The sequence below is a fragment of the Aminobacter sp. NyZ550 genome (genome assembly GCF_025628925.2).
GTDB classification, from domain to species: Bacteria; Pseudomonadota; Alphaproteobacteria; order Rhizobiales; family Rhizobiaceae; genus Aminobacter; species Aminobacter ciceronei.
The window spans coordinates 3,785,637-3,802,653 of record NZ_CP114190.1 but is presented as its reverse complement, the minus strand read 5'-3'; the positions used below and the strand labels follow the sequence as shown (position 1 = coordinate 3,802,653).

At 62.8% G+C, this 17,017-nt stretch carries 14 protein-coding genes; 12 read left to right on the top strand and 2 right to left on the bottom strand.

Annotation, left to right across the window (positions count from 1 at the left end):
- Positions 1-87 precede the first annotated feature (87 nt).
- The 11 genes from pyrH (at position 88) to lpxB (ending at position 11,284) form a co-directional block, all read left to right on the top strand.
- Complete coding sequence (gene pyrH, locus N7E70_RS18875) at positions 88-810, top strand: UMP kinase (RefSeq protein ID WP_067962395.1); 723 nt, start codon at positions 88-90, stop codon at positions 808-810.
- A 43-nt stretch (positions 811-853) separates the two neighbouring features.
- Positions 854-1,408 carry a ribosome recycling factor gene (frr, locus tag N7E70_RS18870; RefSeq protein WP_067962393.1) on the top strand — a complete coding sequence of 185 codons (555 nt, stop codon included), beginning with the start codon at positions 854-856 and terminating at the stop codon, positions 1,406-1,408.
- A 32-nt stretch (positions 1,409-1,440) separates the two neighbouring features.
- Positions 1,441-2,160, top strand: coding sequence for an isoprenyl transferase (locus N7E70_RS18865; RefSeq protein WP_083948597.1), 720 nt, complete (start codon positions 1,441-1,443; stop codon positions 2,158-2,160).
- Between the two features lie 7 nt (positions 2,161-2,167).
- On the top strand, positions 2,168-2,998 hold the full coding sequence (locus N7E70_RS18860) for a phosphatidate cytidylyltransferase (protein WP_154386039.1): 831 nt from the start codon (positions 2,168-2,170) through the stop codon (positions 2,996-2,998).
- An 82-nt stretch (positions 2,999-3,080) separates the two neighbouring features.
- Positions 3,081-4,220 (top strand): RIP metalloprotease RseP, encoded by a 1,140-nt coding sequence (rseP, locus tag N7E70_RS18855; protein WP_154386038.1) that lies wholly within the window; start codon positions 3,081-3,083, stop codon positions 4,218-4,220.
- 221 nt (positions 4,221-4,441) lie between these two features.
- On the top strand, positions 4,442-6,811 hold the full coding sequence (gene bamA, locus N7E70_RS18850) for an outer membrane protein assembly factor BamA (RefSeq protein ID WP_263007281.1): 2,370 nt from the start codon (positions 4,442-4,444) through the stop codon (positions 6,809-6,811).
- Positions 6,812-6,883: 72 nt separating this feature from the next.
- The gene (gene lpxD / locus N7E70_RS18845) at positions 6,884-7,942 is read left to right on the top strand and encodes a UDP-3-O-(3-hydroxymyristoyl)glucosamine N-acyltransferase (protein ID WP_263007280.1); all 1,059 of its coding nucleotides are present in this window, start codon (positions 6,884-6,886) and stop codon (positions 7,940-7,942) included.
- On the top strand, positions 7,935-8,399 hold the full coding sequence (gene fabZ, locus N7E70_RS18840) for a 3-hydroxyacyl-ACP dehydratase FabZ (RefSeq protein WP_067962382.1): 465 nt from the start codon (positions 7,935-7,937) through the stop codon (positions 8,397-8,399). Before lpxD ends, fabZ begins: the two co-directional genes overlap by 8 nt.
- Positions 8,400-8,410: 11 nt before the next feature.
- Positions 8,411-9,244, top strand: a complete 834-nt coding sequence (lpxA, locus tag N7E70_RS18835) for an acyl-ACP--UDP-N-acetylglucosamine O-acyltransferase (protein WP_263007279.1) — start codon at positions 8,411-8,413, stop codon at positions 9,242-9,244.
- Entirely contained in the window at positions 9,231-10,124 is an 894-nt protein-coding gene (locus N7E70_RS18830; RefSeq protein WP_263007278.1) for an LpxI family protein, read from the top strand. The genes lpxA and N7E70_RS18830 overlap by 14 nt, the downstream gene beginning before the upstream one ends.
- Positions 10,121-11,284: a lipid-A-disaccharide synthase gene (gene lpxB, locus N7E70_RS18825; protein WP_192316738.1), complete on the top strand. Its 1,164-nt coding sequence runs from the start codon at positions 10,121-10,123 to the stop codon at positions 11,282-11,284. The genes N7E70_RS18830 and lpxB overlap by 4 nt, the downstream gene beginning before the upstream one ends.
- Positions 11,285-11,387: 103 nt before the next feature.
- On the opposite strand, the gene gltA is transcribed toward lpxB, so the two are convergent.
- Together gltA and gltX are read right to left on the bottom strand one after the other, a co-directional pair.
- Complete coding sequence (gene gltA, locus N7E70_RS18820; protein ID WP_115731863.1) at positions 11,388-12,677, bottom strand: citrate synthase; 1,290 nt, start codon at positions 12,675-12,677, stop codon at positions 11,388-11,390.
- 184 nt (positions 12,678-12,861) lie between these two features.
- Positions 12,862-14,289 carry a glutamate--tRNA ligase gene (gene gltX / locus N7E70_RS18815; RefSeq protein ID WP_263007333.1) on the bottom strand — a complete coding sequence of 476 codons (1,428 nt, stop codon included), beginning with the start codon at positions 14,287-14,289 and terminating at the stop codon, positions 12,862-12,864.
- Between the two features lie 335 nt (positions 14,290-14,624).
- Between gltX and N7E70_RS18810 the strand changes: the two genes are divergently transcribed.
- Complete coding sequence (locus N7E70_RS18810) at positions 14,625-16,952, top strand: ComEC/Rec2 family competence protein (RefSeq protein ID WP_331461839.1); 2,328 nt, start codon at positions 14,625-14,627, stop codon at positions 16,950-16,952.
- Positions 16,953-17,017: the final 65 nt, after the last annotated feature.

The following is a 17,017-nucleotide window of genomic DNA, read 5'->3' as shown; positions in this document are numbered from 1 at the left end:
GCTTCCTGAGGATAGCCGAAGGGCGCCGCGTGACATCGCGGCGCCCTTCGTGTATCGGAACCCAAATCCAACAGCCGCGAGGAACCCATGACCGACAAGCCGCTCTACCGGCGCGTACTGCTTAAGGCGTCGGGTGAAGCCCTGATGGGCGAGCAGCATTTCGGCATCGATGTTTCCGTTGTCGACCGTATTGCCAGCGATATCGCCGAGGCGAGGGCGCTTGGCGTCGAGGTCGGTGTGGTCATCGGCGGCGGCAACATCTTCCGCGGCGTGGCCGTGGCCTCCAAGGGTGGCGATCGCGTCACCGGCGATCACATGGGCATGCTTGCCACCATCATCAATTCGCTGGCCCTGCGCACGTCGCTGCACAAGCTTGGCGTCGATGCCGTGGTGCTTTCGGCGATCGCCATGCCCGAGCTGTGCGAGAGCTTCTCGCAGCGCCAGGCAACCGCTTACATGGATGCCGGCAAGGTCGTGATTTTCGCCGGCGGCACGGGCAACCCGTTCTTCACCACCGATTCGGCCGCGGCACTGCGCGCCGCCGAGATCGGCGCCGACGCGCTGTTCAAGGGCACCCAGGTCGACGGTGTCTATTCGGCCGATCCCAAGAAGGATCCCGCCGCGACGCGCTTCGAGCGCATCACCCATGCGGAAGTCATCACAAAAGGCCTGTCCATCATGGATACGGCCGCGATTGCTCTTGCGCGCGAAAACAACATCCCGATAATCGTCTACTCGATCCATGAAAAAGGCGGGTTCGGCGAAATATTGAAAGGTGGCGGCCGCTGCACGATTGTTGCGGACGCCTGACGATTGGAACGATGGCCCCGAAACCGGGACCAAGGAGACTGCAATGAGCACGGATTACAGCGATCTTCAGCGCCGCATGGAAGGCGCGATCAACGCCTTCAAGCACGACCTCGCCTCGTTGCGCACGGGCCGTGCCTCGAGCAACCTGCTCGACCCGATCCACGTCCAGGCCTATGGCTCGTCCATGCCGCTGAACCAGGTGGCCACCGTGTCGGTGCCTGAGCCGCGCATGATCTCGGTCTCGGTCTGGGACAAGTCGATGGTCGGTGCTGTCGATCGCGCCATCCGTGAATCCAATCTCGGCTTCAACCCGATCGTCGACGGCACCAACCTGCGCATTCCGCTGCCGGAGCTCAACGAGCAGCGCCGCAAGGAACTGGTCAAGATCGCCCACACCTACGCCGAGAACGCCAAGGTCGCCACCCGCCATGTGCGCCGCGACGGCATGGACGCACTCAAGAAGGCGGAGAAGGATGGCGACATCAGCCAGGACGACCAGCGCGTCCAGTCCGACAAGGTCCAGAAGCTGACCGACGATACGATCAGCCAGATCGACAGCCTGCTCGCAGGCAAAGAAGCCGAGATCATGCAAGTCTAAGGCAGGCATACGGCCGGCCCGAAAGCGAACGGATGACTACGCCCGCGCATGTCGCGATTATCATGGACGGCAACGGTCGCTGGGCAAAAGCCCGCGGCCTGCCGCGCGTTGCGGGTCACCGGGCCGGTGTCGAGGCATTGCGCCGCACCGTTCGTGCCGCCGCAGACCTCGGTATTTCCTGGCTGACCGTCTACGCCTTCTCCTCGGAGAACTGGTCGCGGCCCAAGTCCGAGGTCACCGACCTCATGGGGTTGCTCAAGATCTTCATTCGGCGCGATCTTGCCGAACTCCACAACAGCGGTGTGCGCGTCCAGATCATCGGCGACAGGGCCACGCTGCAGCCCGATATCCGCAGCCTGCTCGAGGAGGCCGAAACGCTGACATCGGGCAATGATGCGCTGACACTGGTCATCGCGTTCAACTATGGCGGACGCGACGAGATCGCGCGCGCCGCGCGCCGGCTGGCGGAAGCGGTCAAGCGTGGCGACATTTCAAGCGAGCAGATCACGCCGGAGCTGTTTGCCGAGGAACTCGACACATCGGGCATTCCTGATCCCGATCTGGTCATTCGCACCAGCGGCGAAATCCGGCTCTCCAATTTCCTGCCCTGGCAGTCGGCCTACAGCGAGCTGATCTTCCAGCCTTGCTACTGGCCGGATTTCACCCGCGAGCATCTGTCGGAGGCCTTGCGCGAATATACTGGCCGCGAACGCCGTTTTGGCGGGCTTGCAGCGCGCGACGTCGCTTCGTGACCTTGCCATGAGCAATCTCCAGCTCCGGACAATTTCAGCGATCGTGCTGGCAGCTGCTGTGCTGTTGCTGACATGGCTGGGCGGGCTGCCGTTCAGGATGCTGACCGCGGCGATAGCGCTTGCCATCTTCTACGAATGGTCGCGCATGTCGCGGCCGAACAGCGAGACAGGATGGGCCGGCGGCAACCTCAACATGCTGCCGGAAGTGTTCATCCTGATGTTCGCCGGCGCCCTGGTCGCGGGCATTCCGGCACTTGCGCTGATCATCCTGGCCGCTGTCTTCACGTTCATCCTGTGGGGGCTGGGCAAGCTGCGCAGGGCAGGGGCGTGGGAAGCTGCCGGCTTTGGCTATTCTGCGCTCTCCGGCCTGTCCCTTGCCCTGTTGCGCGGCGACGACGCGTCGGGCCTCGTCGCCATCTTGTTTCTGTTCGCGGTTGTCTGGGCGACGGACATTTTTGCCTATTTTGTCGGCCGCAAGGTCGGCGGGCCCAAGCTGGCACCGGCCATTTCGCCCGGCAAGACGCGCAGCGGCGCTGTTGGCGGCGCTGTCGGTGGTGTGGTTGCCGGACTGCTGCTCGCCAACTTTGCCGGTACCGGCAACTTGTTCCTCCTGGCCGTGATAGGCCTACTGCTTTCGGTGATCTCGCAGGCCGGCGATCTGTTCGAATCATGGGTCAAGCGTCGGCATGGCTACAAGGATTCGGGGGCGCTGATTCCCGGCCATGGCGGCGTGATGGACCGCGTCGATGGGCTTGTCGCGGCTGCATTTGCCCTATACGTCATCGGCTGGATGTCCGGTTCCGCCGACCATCCGGCTCAGGGATTGTTTCCGGCCTGAGCGACCAAGTTCAGGGGCGCAAGCCTCGGGCAAGGCGCGGTGCTGCACTTGAAGCGCCAAGGTATCTGGTTGAGGGCTTGAATTGAGCGAGTATCTTCCCGCGTTCCTGACTACGGATGGTCTCCTGATCGGCACCATCGTACCGTTCCTGTTCGTGCTCACCATCGTCGTGTTCGTGCACGAGATGGGCCATTATCTGGTTGGCCGCTGGTGCGGTATCGGTGTGAAGGCCTTTTCGATTGGCTTCGGCCCCGAACTGCTCGGCTTCAACGATCGTCGCGGTACGCGTTGGAAGCTTTGCGCCATTCCCTTGGGCGGCTACGTCAAGTTCGTCGGCGACATGAGCGTCACCAGCAAGCCGGAGGGCGGCGGGGACGACAATCTCAGTGCCGCCGAACGTAAGATCGCGTTCCATACGCAACCAGTGTGGAAGCGCGCGGCGACCGTGTTCGCCGGACCGCTGTTCAATTTCCTGCTGACGATTGCCGTCTTCACTGTGCTGTTTTCGGCTTATGGCCGCTATGTCATGGAGCCGACGGTTGCCGAGGTGCGCGCCGCCAGCCCGGCGGCGAATGCCGGTATCCAGCCGGGCGACCGATTCGTCAGTGTCGACGGCCAGCCGGTGGAAACCTTCTCCGACGTCCAGCGCATCGTCTCGGGACGCGGTGGCGATCCGCTTACCTTCGTGATGATGCGCGACGGCAAGGAAGTCTCTGTGACGGCGACGCCCGAAATGATGGAGCAGAAGGACGCGCTCGGCAATTCGGTCAAGGTTGCGGTTATTGGCGTCGTCAACAATGAGGAGCTGGGGCAGCCCAGGCTGATCAGCTACAGCCCAGGCGGCGCATTTGTGCAGGCGGTTTCCGAAACCGGGCACATTATCGAGCGTACCGGTCAGTTCCTGAAGCGATTCGTCGTTGGCCGGGAGGACAAATGTCAGCTCGGTGGACCGGTCAAGATCGCCGACATGGCCGGCAAGGCGGCCCAGCTGGGCTTCGTCTGGTTGGTGCAATTGGTGGCTCTTTTGTCGGTCGGCATCGGTTTTCTGAACCTTCTGCCGATTCCTCCACTCGACGGCGGCCACTTGGCGTTCTATGCAGTTGAAGCTGTCATCAGGCGCCCTGTTTCCGAGCGGGCGATGGAGGCTGTATATCGAGTGGGGATGATTCTCGTGCTGGCGTTTATGGGCTTCGTTTTCTGGAACGACCTGTTTGGCTGCTGAAATCATGAAGAAATTTGGGGCCGGCAAGGGGTCCGTTGAGAGGGCGTTTACCATCCGGGGCGGTATGCGTGACGCGAAAGTCACGCTCGCTGAGGAAGTAAGCGCAAATTAACCAGAAGCCTTGCGTGTAGGGAAAATCCAGTTATTACGGTACGGGAAATTACCGCGACGTCCGGTTTTCTCGCCGTGGGGACTTCGAGAAAAGGTTGTAAAGGCCGATTATGAAGGCAGCATCTAAGTTTGCGAGCGCCGCGTCCGCGGTTGCTCTTTCCGCCGCTCTGGCCATTCCAGGCGCCGTGGCGGTCCAGTTTGTTGCCGTGTCAGCCGCGCAAGCGGCGGTGGTCAACCGGGTCGAAGTGCGCGGCAATCAGCGCGTCGATGCGGATACCGTCCGCAACTACATCTCCATCAAGCCCGGCAAGTCGTTCTCGAACACCGATATCGACGACGCGGTGAAGGCGCTGTTCGGCAGCGGCCTGTTCTCCGACGTCCGCATCAATCAGGTCGGCTCGACGCTCGTCGTTCAGGTTTCCGAATATCAGGTCGTCAACAACGTGCTGTTCCAGGGCAACAAGAAGCTCAAGGACGCGGCACTCGGTGGCGCCATCCAGCTCAAGCCGCGCGGCGCGTTCTCGCAGGCCGCTCTCGAGGCTGACGCGCAGTCGATCAAGGAAGCCTACAAGCGCGTCGGCCGTGACGACGTCACCGTCGGCACCCAGATCATGGATCTCGGCGAAAACCGCGTGAACGTGGTGTTCGAGATCAATGAAGGCGGCCGCACGAAGATCGCCGCGATCAATTTCGTCGGTAACGACGCCTATGGCGATCGCCGCCTCGCAGATGTCATCTCGACCAAGCGCTCGTCGTTCCTGTCGTTCATGTTGCGTGACGACATCTATGACGAAGACCGCCTGCGCGCCGACGAGGAAGCGCTGCGTCGCTTCTATTTCAATCACGGCTACGCCGACTTCCAGGTTGTCTCCGCCTTCGGCGAACTCGACGAGGCGACCAACCAGTACACCATCACGATCACCGTTGACGAAGGCCAGCGCTACACGTTCGGCGATGTGTCGGTCGAAAGCAGCATCCCCGAGGTCGACGGCGCGAGCCTGCAGCGTCTCGTCGAGACGCGCAAGGGCGATGTTTACAACGCCAAGGACGTCGAAGATTCGATCATCGCGATCACCGAGAACGTTGCCGGCGCTGGCTATGCCTTCGCCAAGGTAACGCCGCGCGGTGACCGCAACTTCGAAAGCCGCACGATCTCGGTTGTCTACACCGTCGACCAGGGCGCCAAGGCCTATGTCGAGCGCATCGAAATCCGCGGCAACGAACGCACCCGCGACTTCGTGATCCGTCGCGAATTTGACGTCTCCGAAGGCGATGCCTTCAACCAGGTGCTGATCCAGCGCGCCAAGAAGCGCCTCGAGGCGCTGAACTTCTTCGAGCGTGTCGAAGTTTCGACCGCTCCCGGATCGCAGCCTGACCAGGTCGTGCTGGTTGTCGATCTGGTCGAGAAGTCGACCGGCGAGTTCTCGATCGGCGCCGGCTATTCGACCGGCGGCGACAATGCCGGTCCGTCGGTGGAAGGTTCGATCACCGAGCGCAACTTCCTCGGCCGTGGTCAGTTCATCAAGTTCTCGGCCGGTGGCGGCAAAAACTCGCGTGACTACAGCTTCTCGTTCACCGAGCCGTATTTCCTCGGCCGCCGTATTGCTGCTGGTTTCGACATCTATCGCCAGACCCGCAAGTATGACGACAAGTACCAGAGCGACATTACGGGTGGCACCATCCGTTTCGGCCTGCCGATCACCAACAACATCTCGACGCAACTTGCCTACAACATCGCGCAAGAGAAGTATGAGTATGATGAGGACTGTCTGAGCGGCGGTGTTCTTGACCCTGCGAAGTGCACGATCTCGCCGGCGATCAAGGATGGCATCGCCAACAGTCCGTGGATCAAGTCGTCGGTCAGCGGTACGCTGGTCTACAACACCATCGACGACATGAAAAACCCGCGTAACGGCATCTACGCCAACTTCACGACCGAAGTGGCTGGTCTTGGCGGCGACGCGAAGTTCGTCAAGTTCACGGGCCGTGCGAGCTACTATCAGACGCTGTCGGAAGAGCTTGATATCGTTGGCCTCGTATCGGCTGGCGCCGGTCACATCCAGGGCTTCGGCGACGACGGCCTGCGCGTCTTCGATCACTTCAAGAACAATGATCGGATGATCCGCGGCTTCGAGTACAACGGCATCGGACCGTACGACAAGAACGGTGGCGACCATCTCGGCGGCACGACCTACTTCAATGCGTCTGCCGAAGCACAGTTCCCGATCCCGGTCGTGCCGGAGAGCTTCGGCCTGCGTGGCGCCGTCTTTGCGGATGCAGCGACGCTTTATGGTAGCAAGGTTAATGTCGCGGGCACCAACATCGTCTCGACTGACATGGAATTGCGTGCCTCGGTCGGTGTCGGCCTGCTCTGGGCTTCGCCCTTCGGTCCGCTGCGCATCGACTATGCGGTACCGGTCAAGAAGCTGGACACCGACAATACGCAGGAATTCAACTTCGGCATTTCGACCCGCTTCTAATTGCGTGGTACAACGTTTCCGGGCCGTCACGGCCCGGAAACTCTTTGCCCGGCTTGGCTGGAACAGCATTTCATGACGGAACCGGTATTTTTTGTGCCGTCACGCCGCTACACGGTGGGCGAGGTGGCCGGCCTTACCGGCGCGACGCTCGTCGACCCCAAACATTCCGATATCGCCATCTCGACTATCGCAGCGGCAAGCAGTGGTGGCGATGGCGCTTTGGTGTTTGTCGACGGCAAGCGCAACGCAGCACCGCTCAAGTCGCTGCATGCGGCAGCAGTGCTGTGCACGTCTGACGTCGCCGACCTCGTGCCTGATGGCATTGCCATTCTCATTTCGCCGCGACCGCAGCAGGCCTTTGCCCGCATCGGCAGGCTAATTTATCCGGATGCCGAGCGCCCGGTAGGTGTGAGCGGTGAAGCAGGCATTTCGCCATTCGCCCACATTGATCCGACCGCTCATGTCGAGCCAGGCGCCGTCATCGAGGCTGGTGTGGTGATCGGCCCGAACGCGGCAGTCGGCAGCGGGACTGTGGTATCCGCTCATGCGGTCATCGGTCGTTCGACCCAGATCGGCCGCGATTGTTATGTCGGCCCGCACAGTTCGATCCAATATGCGTTGATCGGCAATGGCGTGATCATCCACGCCGGCGCCCGCATCGGTCAGGATGGCTTTGGTTTCGCCGGCGGTGCGCGGGGTCCTGAACGCATCCCGCAGATCGGCCGCGTCATCATCCAGGACAATGTCGAGATCGGCGCCAATGCGACGGTCGATCGTGGCGCGATGTCGGACACCGTCATCGGCGAAAACTCCAAGATCGACAATCTCGTCCAGATCGCCCACAACGTGCGCATTGGCCGCAATTGCGTTATTGCGGGGCTGACGGGTATTTCGGGCTCGGTTGTCGTCGGCGACAACGTGATGATGGGCGGCGGCGTCGGCCTGGCCGATCACCTGACCATCGGATCGGGGGCGCAGCTGGCAGCGCGCAGCGGCCTGATGCACGACGTGCCGGCAGGCGAAGTCTGGGCAGGATTTCCTGCAAAACCGATGAAATTGGCAATGCGCGAGTTCGCGTTGATCAGAAAAATGGCCATGGGAAAACCAAAGGGGGGTGGGAGCAGTGACTGACCAGGCGACCAGGACACTCGAAGCTGTCGATATCCTCGGCCTGCACAAGCTGCTGCCGCATCGTTACCCGTTCCTGCTGATCGATCGCATCGTCGACATCGACGGCGACGATTCCGCTGTCGGCATCAAGAACGTCACCTTCAACGAACCGCACTTCCAAGGGCATTTCCCGGGCCATCCGGTCATGCCCGGCGTGCTGATCATCGAGGCCATGGCACAGACGGCGGGCGCCATCTGCCTGCGGCTGGTCGTCGACGAAACGCCGTCGCTTGTGTACCTGATGACGGTCGACGGCGCCAAGTTCCGCAAGCCGGTCGTGCCGGGAGACCAGCTCCGCATTCACGTCAAGAAGATCAAGAAGCGCGGCAACATCCTGAAGTTTGCCTGCGACGCGCAGGTCAATGGTGCGACGGTAGCCGAAGCAGAGGTGGCCGCGATGATGGTGCCCAAGGAATAAGCAACAACTCCATGACTGAAACCTTTATCCATCCTGCCGCTGTCGTCGAAGCCGGTGCACAACTGGGTGCAGGCGTCCGCATTGGTCCTTTCTGCCATGTCAGCGCTGATGCCGTCATCGGTGACCGCGTCGAACTGATGAGCCATGTCGCGATCCTGGGTGCAACGACGCTTGGCGAAGGCTGCAAGGTGTTTCCGCAGGCAACGCTTGGCGCTGCTCCGCAGAACAACAAGCACAAGGGTGGCCGGACGACGCTCACTGTCGGCAAGAATTGCACGATGCGTGAAGGCGTGACCATGCATGTCGGCACCGACACCAGTCGAGGTGCCACGACCGTCGGCGACAACGGGCTGTTCCTCGCCTATGCGCATATTGCGCATGACTGCATCGTCGGCGACAACGTCACCATGGCCAATGTCGCGACCCTCGGCGGGCACGTCGAAGTCGGCAACAACGTCACGCTTGGTGGCCTGTGTGCCGTCCATCAGATGACGCGTATCGGTCACCATGCCTTTGCCGGCGGTGGCGCGATCATTGATGGCGACATCATCCCCTATGGCATGGTGATGGGCAATCGCGCCCGCCTGCGCGGGCTCAACGTCATCGGCATGCGCCGCTCCGGCCTGCCGCGCGCCGAGATCTTCGCCTTGCGCAAGGCCTACAAGATGATCTTCGACCCAACCCGTTCGGTGGCCGAGAGCATCCCGCTAGTCAAACGCGAATTCGCCGGCTCGCCCATCGTGCGTGACGTCCTGGATTTCATCCAGGCGCGCGGCAAGCGCCACTTCACCGTGCCGCCGCTCAGAAACGCCGTCGCCGAAGACGCCGCCGATGACGAAGGCTGAGGGCGGAAAGAGGATCAACCTTTCCGCGACCGACCGGATTGCTGTCGTTGCCGGCAGCGGTCGGCTCCCGGTCAATGTCGCCGACAGTCTCGCCGAGGCCGGGCACAAGCCTTTCATCGTTCTGATTGACGGTGAGACTGATCCCGGCACCAGCCTCTGGAGCTATGCCGGCGAGCGGCTTGCCATCGAGCAGTTCGCCTCGCTGGTGCCTTTGCTCAAGCGCCACGGCATCACCCATTGCGTGCTTGCCGGTGGCATCAGCCGTCGCCCGGTGTGGCGGGCCATTCGCCCCAGCATCGCCCTGCTGCGTGTCCTGCCGCGCGCGCTTGCAGCGCTTGCCCGCGGCGACGACGGCCTGCTGCGCATCCTGGTCACGACGATCGAAGACAACGGTATCAAGGTCGCCGGCGCACATCAGGTCGTTCCGGAGCTGCTGGCCGTGGCCGGCAGCATGGGGGCGCTGGCGCCTCAGCAGAGTGACTGGGCCGACCTTCGGGCAGGCCAGGAGGCCGCACGCACGATCGGTGCGCTTGATATCGGCCAGGCGGCGGTTGCCATCGGCGGGCGCGCCATCGCACTCGAAGGCATCGAGGGCACAGACCTGTTGCTCGAACGCGTGCGCGAGCTACGCGACAATGGCCGCATTGCCGGGCGAAAGCGCGGCGTTCTGGTGAAATGCGCCAAGCCGAACCAGGAACTGCGTGCGGACTTGCCGACAATCGGCCCAGCAACGGTCGATGCTGCGCATGCAGCGGGGCTTGCCGGGATCGGCATTGAGGCCGGACGCTCACTGGTGCTCGACTATGGCGAGGTGGTCGAACGCGCCGACAGGCTCGGCTTGTTCGTCATCGGCCTGTCCGGCGAGGGAAATGAGCGATGACCCAGCCACCGCTCAAGATTGCCATCGTCGCGGGCGAGGAGTCGGGCGACCTGCTCGGCACCGATCTGGTGCAGGCGCTGCAGCGCTTGAGCGGGCGCGAGGTCAGGCTTGTCGGCACTGGCGGCCGGCATCTGCAGGAGCTTGGCCTTTCGCCGCTGTTCAATGCCAGCGAGATCGCATTGATGGGACTGACGGCGGTCATTCGCGACCTGCCGCGCCTGATCAGGCGGATTGGCCAGACCGCCCGTTTCGTCGCGGCCGAAAAGCCGGATTGCCTTGTAACCATCGACAGCCCGGATTTTTCGCTGCGCGTTGCCAGGAAAGTGCGGGCGCTCGATCCCACCATTCCTATCATCCATTACATCTGCCCGAGCGTCTGGGCCTGGCGACCGGGACGGGCCAAGGCGATGAAGCCGCATGTCGACGAGGTGCTGTGCATCCTGCCGTTCGAGCCGGCCGAACTGGAGCGCCTGGGCGGCCCACATGGTACATTTGTCGGCCATCGCCTGGCGACCGATCCGGGCATCGCCATTGCCGCGGCGATGCAGGAGGGAAAGGCCAATCCGGCGCCTGACCGCGAGAAGACGCTTCTACTTTTGCCGGGATCGCGCCGCAGCGAAGTGCGCAGCCTGATCGGTCCATTTGGTGAGACCGTTTCGATCCTGCGCGCACGCGGCCATCGTATGCGGCTGCTCTTGCCGACGGTGCCGCATGTCACCGGCCTCGTCGAAGAGGCTGTCTCCACCTGGCAGCAAAAGCCGGAGATTATCCTCGATCCGCAGCACAAGTGGCAGGCCTTTGGCGAAGCCGACGCAGCCCTGATCGCATCGGGCACGGTGTCGCTGGAACTCGCGCTTGCGGGTGTGCCGATGTTGTCGTCCTACAAACTCGACACGCTGGCGCGGATGATCCAGAGCATGGTCACGGTGTGGAGTGCTGCACTGCCCAACTTGATTGCCGACAGGCCGGTCGTGCAGGAAAACTACAACGAATATGTGCGCCCGCAATGGATGGCGCGCTATGTCGAAGGCCTGTTCGAGGATGGCGCCCTTCGACGCTGGCAGAAAGACGGTTTTGCCGAAATTGCCAGACGCATGGCGACCGAACGGCCGTCGGGCGAGATCGCTGCCGAAACGGTTCTCAAACACATCACGAAATGAAAAACACCCGCCGAGGCAATGGCCTAGCGGGTGTTTTTCAAGTCGTTCGCAGCTTCGAGCTGCGACGGCGCCGCGCGCCTGAACGAACGCGGCGCTGAAAGGCTCAGCGCTTGGCGATCGGCACGTAGTCGCGTTCGGTGGCGCCGGTGTAGAGCTGGCGCGGACGGCCGATCTTCTGGCGCGGATCCTCGATCATTTCCTTCCACTGCGCGATCCAGCCAACGGTGCGGGCGAGCGCGAACAGCACGGTGAACATGGTGGTGGGGAAGCCCAGCGCCTTCAGCGTGATGCCTGAATAGAAGTCGATGTTCGGATACAGCTTCTTCTCGATGAAATACTCGTCGGTCAGCGCGATGCGCTCGAGTTCCATTGCCACGTCGAGCATCGGATCGTCCTTGATGCCGAGCTCGCCCAGCACTTCATGCGTGGTCTTCTGCATGATCTTGGCGCGCGGATCGTAGTTCTTGTAGACGCGGTGGCCGAAACCCATCAGGCGGAACGGATCGTTCTTGTCCTTGGCGCGGGCGACGAACTCGGGAATTCGGTCGACGTGGCCGATCTCGCTGAGCATGTTGAGCGCTGCTTCATTGGCGCCGCCATGTGCGGGGCCCCACAGGCAGGCGATGCCGGCGGCGATGCAGGCGAACGGATTGGCACCCGACGAGCCGGCGAGGCGCACGGTCGAGGTCGAGGCGTTCTGTTCGTGGTCGGCGTGCAGGATGAAGATGCGCTCCATGGCGCGGGCCAGCACTGGGTTGACCTTGTACTCCTCGCACGGCACGGCAAAGCACATGTGCAGGAAGTTGGCGGCAAAGTTCAGCTCGTTCTTGGGGTAAATGAACGGCTGGCCGATGTGGTACTTGTAGGCCATCGCGGCGATCGTCGGCATCTTTGCGATCAGGCGGATCGAGGCGACCATGCGCTGGTGCGGATCGGAGATGTCGGTCGAGTCGTGATAGAAGGCCGACAGTGCGCCGACCACGCCGCACATCACCGCCATCGGGTGTGCGTCGCGGCGGAAGCCGGTGAAGAAGCGCGACATCTGCTCGTGCACCATGGTGTGGCGCGTGATGCGGTAGTCGAAGTCGTCCTTCTGCGCCTTGGTCGGCAGTTCGCCGTAGAGCAGGAGGTAGCAAACTTCGAGAAAGTCGCCGTGCTCGGCGAGCTGGTCGATCGGATAGCCGCGGTGCAGCAGGACACCGGCGTCGCCGTCGATGAAGGTGATTTCCGATTCGCAGCTTGCGGTGGAGGTGAAACCCGGGTCGTAGGTGAATGCGCCGGTCGTTGCGTAGAGCGATGCAATGTCGATCACATCTGGTCCGACCGTTCCGCCGCGGACCTTGAACTCGTGGGTCTGGCCGCGGAACTCCAGTTTGGCGGTCGAATCAGTCATCGCATACTCCTTAGTGCTGAGTTGCCGCCTTGCGCGGCGCAATCGTCATAACAAGGCAACCCATTAGGCCCGGAACGCTTGAACTCGCTTCCCAGCTTTCCCGCTGCTTTCAAATTGACCTGTTGCCGCAATGTTGCACCGCAACAGCCTCATTTCAATGCAAAACTAGGAAAGCACTGCTGACCTAATCGATTTGATCAAAAATGCGGGCTAGACTTTCGTCGCGCCCTAGAACGGCGAGCACATCGAACACTCCGGGGGAAGTGCTCTTGCCCGTCAGGGCGGCCCGCAAAGGCTGCGCCACGCCGCCCAATTTAAGATTTTCGCGGCCGGCAAACTCGCGGATCGCGGCCTCTGCATTGGCCGCCGTCCAGTCGGCGGCAGCGACCGTCGCGAGCGCCGCATGCGCGCCCTTGAGGATATCCTTGGCTGGGCCGGCGAGCAGGCCGGCGGCCTTCTCATCGAGCGGCAGCGGACGCTGGGCAAACAGGAAGCCTGCGCCGTCAGCCAGTTCGATCAGCGTCTTGGCACGCTCCTTGAGGCCCGGCATGGCGGCAAGCAGCTGTGCCTTGCGCGTGTCGTCGAGCCCGCCGAGGATGGCATCGCCGCCGGGCAGATAGGGCAAGGTGGCAACGAAGATGTCGAACAGCTTCTTGTCGTCCATCTGGCGCATATGAACACCGTTCAGCGCCTCGAGCTTGGCAAAGTCGAAGCGTGCCGCACCCTTGTTGACGTCCTCGATCTCGAACCAGCTGATCATGTTCTCCATGCTCATCACCTCGTCGTCGCCATGGCTCCAGCCGAGGCGGGCGAGGTAGTTGAGCAGGGCCTCAGGCAAATAGCCCATGGCGCGATAAGCATCGACGCCGAGCGCGCCATGGCGCTTGGACAGTTTTGCGCCGTCCGCACCATGGATCAGCGGGATATGCGCCATCACCGGCACGTCCCAGCCCATGGCGTTGTAGATGACGGTCTGGCGCGCGGCGTTGGTCAGGTGGTCGTCGCCACGGATGATGTGGGTGACGCCCATGTCGTGATCGTCGACGACGACAGCATGCATGTAGGTCGGTACGCCGTCCGAACGCAGGATGATGAAATCGTCGAGATCCTTGTTGGGAAAGCGCACATCACCCTGCACGCGGTCGAGCACCAGCGTCTCGCCGTCCTGCGGCGCCTTGATGCGAATGACCGGCTTGACGCCAGCCGGCGCCTCGGACGGGTCGCGGTCGCGCCAGCGGCCGTCATAGCGTGGCGGCTTGCCCTCGGCGCGCGCCTTCTCGCGCATCTCGGTCAGCTCTTCCTGCGAGGCGTAGCAATAATAGGCTTTGCCCATGCGCACGAGTTCTTCGGCCACCTCGCGATGGCGCGGCGCACGCTCGAACTGCGAAATCGGCTCACCCTCCCAGGTCAGGCCGAGCCAAGTCAGGCCCTCGAGGATCGCGGCAGTTGCGGCGTCGGTCGAGCGCTCGCGGTCGGTGTCCTCGATACGCAGCAGCATGGTGCCGCCGGTGTGGCGGGAATAAAGCCAGTTGAAGAGAGCGGTACGCGCGCCACCAATGTGCAGATAGCCGGTGGGCGATGGGGCGAAGCGGGTGACGACAGGCATGGCGATTTCCAAGGGAAGCAGGGCGCTTGGCCGAAAAACCGGCGGCGCATGGCGTTTGTGTGCGGTTGATGTAGCATAGAAGGTCTGGGGCGCAAGAGGCAGGCCCGATGGGCGACCGCATGCGGGAGGGGCAGGCCGGTAACAATCCGGTGGTCGAAGCCAGCGAGCGCGACTTGCTGACCTCTTCAGCCGTGCCTGCCGTTGCGTGGACACCACCAGCTCTGCCCGAGAGAGATGCTGCTCCTGACGCTGATGCATCGCCGTTTCAGCGAGGACACAAGTCCTGGCTACGGCAAGGATCGCAATTGCTGGTCGGTCACCGGATCACCGCACGATCCACCTTGGCCGCGATCGAAACGGAACTCGACCGCGGTGCGGCGTTCCTGCTTCTTCCGGTTTTTCTGGCCGCCGGTGCCCTGGTGTATTTCGCGCTTCCGAACGAGCCGGATCTCGCGCCGCTCGTCGTTGTGTCAGCGACACCGGCCGTCCTCGCCTTCCTAACGCGCGGACGGCGGCCTGTTCACTACGCGCTCGCCGCACTCGCCGCCTCAATGCTCGGCATGGCGGGTGCAAAGTTCGAGACCGAACGCATGGCAACGAAGATGCTGGGCGCCGAGATCTCGACTGCCATCACCGGGCGCGTCGTCGAAATCGACAATCTGGACAAGGGCAGGGTGCGGCTGACGCTTGACGTTCTGGCGACCGCGCGCCCGGTTTTGCGTTATACGCCCGATCGGGTGCGGCTCGTTGCCCGCAAGCTTCCTGAGGGCGTCATGGCGGGGTCCGAGGTGACGGGTTATGCCAGGCTGATGCCGCCGTCCGGGCCTGTGCGGCCGGGCAGCTATGATTTTTCCTTCGAAAGCTATTTCGACGGCATCGGCGCCAGCGGCTTTTTCATGAAAGGCCCAGAGTTTGCTGCAACCACCCAGCCGCTGTCGGCCAGTGATCGTGCATTCGCGTCGATCGAGAATGTGCGCCAGAAGATTGCCCAGCGCATTCGCGACCGCATTGGCGGTCCAGAGGGCGAAATCGCGGCTGCCCTGGTCGTCGGCGTGAGCGGCGGCATTCCCGAGGATGTCAATGAGGCGCTGCGGCGTACCGGGCTCTACCACATCATCTCGATCTCGGGTCTGCACATGGCGATGGTCGCAGGCACGGTCATGCTTTTGATGCGGCTATGCTTCGCCGCCTTTCCAGGCTTCACCTCGCACCGGCCGGTCAAGAAGTACGCGGCAGGCGCAGCACTGCTCGCCACCGGCGGCTATCTGTTCATTTCAGGCGCCGAGGTCGCGGCGCAACGCAGCTTCATCATGCTGGCGGTGATGCTGACGGCCGTGCTGTTCGACCGCGCAGCACTCACCATGCGCAACCTGGCGATCTCGGCCGTTGTCGTGATCATGATCTCGCCCCACGAAGTCGTCGGGCCGAGCTTCCAGATGTCGTTCGCCGCAACGGCAGCCCTCGTTGGCGCATATGCCTGGTGGTCGGACCGGCGGGAGGAGCAGGCGCTGCCGGTCGGTCAGAGATCGCTGCCGTCCAAAATCTGGCGCTGGCTTGCGACAGTTGCGATAGGCCTCGCCGCGACGTCGGTGATTGCCGGGCTCGCGACCAGCGTTTTTGGTGCATGGCATTTCCAACGTGTCTCGCCCCTCAGCCTGTTCGCCAATCTGGCAGTCAGCCCGTTTGTGTCTGTCCTGGTCATGCCCTTTGCCGTCATGGCTGGCATTTTCATGCCGCTTGGACTCGACGGCCCCTTCCTCGACACGATGGGCTTCGGCCTGAAGGCAATGATTGGCATCGCCACCTGGTTCTCCGAGCGCTCGCCGGTCGATGCGGTCGGCCTTGTCTCGTCACATGCGGTACTGTTGCTCACTGCAGCACTCGTCATCGCGTCGACGGCAACGACCTGGCTGCGCGCCGCCGCACTGCCATTCGCGGCCCTTGGGCTGCTGACGGTCGTGGAAACGGAAACGCCCACGGTTCTCGTTTCGGAAGATGGCCGCCTCGTCGGCGTCCCGGTCGACGATGGCAAGCTGGCCGTCAATCGCGTCCGGCCGAACCAGTTCACCGTCGACAACTGGCAGCGCGCGCTGGCGTCGGAAACACTCGTCACCCCGGCCCGTTCGGCCGCGAATGCAACGAACGGGACTGTCCGTTTGCCCAGCGAGACCGGCTCACAGCCAACAGCCGAGGCAGATGTCGCCGGTACGATACCCGGCAAACCAGTATCTGGAGAGCTAAACGCCGCCGGCGCGGACGCCTTCGTCTGTGACAGCGGGCTGTGCACGGTTCAACAACCGGAGGGGGCACGGATCGTCCATGCGGCGAATGCGAGCGCCGCTGCACGAGCCTGCGACAACGCGAATCTCATCGTCGTCGACGATGCCACGGCAAGCGACGTCTGCCCCGGCGTGGCCGTGCTCACCAAACGCGAGCTGGCGCGCCTTGGCAGTGCGTCGATATTCATCACAGCCGCGGCGGCTGGCGTAGATCGGGCGGTCGAGATACGCCACGCCGTGGCGGAACCGTACCGCCCGTGGCATGCGCAGCGCCAATTTTCGCGCGAGGCGAGGGGCCTTCCGCCCTACAAGCGAGTGGAGATGCCCCCAAAGGCATCAGCCGGGGCAACCAAGGCGCACCCGAAAGCGCCGACTGCGACCACACGGTGAGTCCGAAATCTGTACCCGCCGTCGCAGAGCCGTCAGATACGGCACGATAGCAACAGGGCAGATCA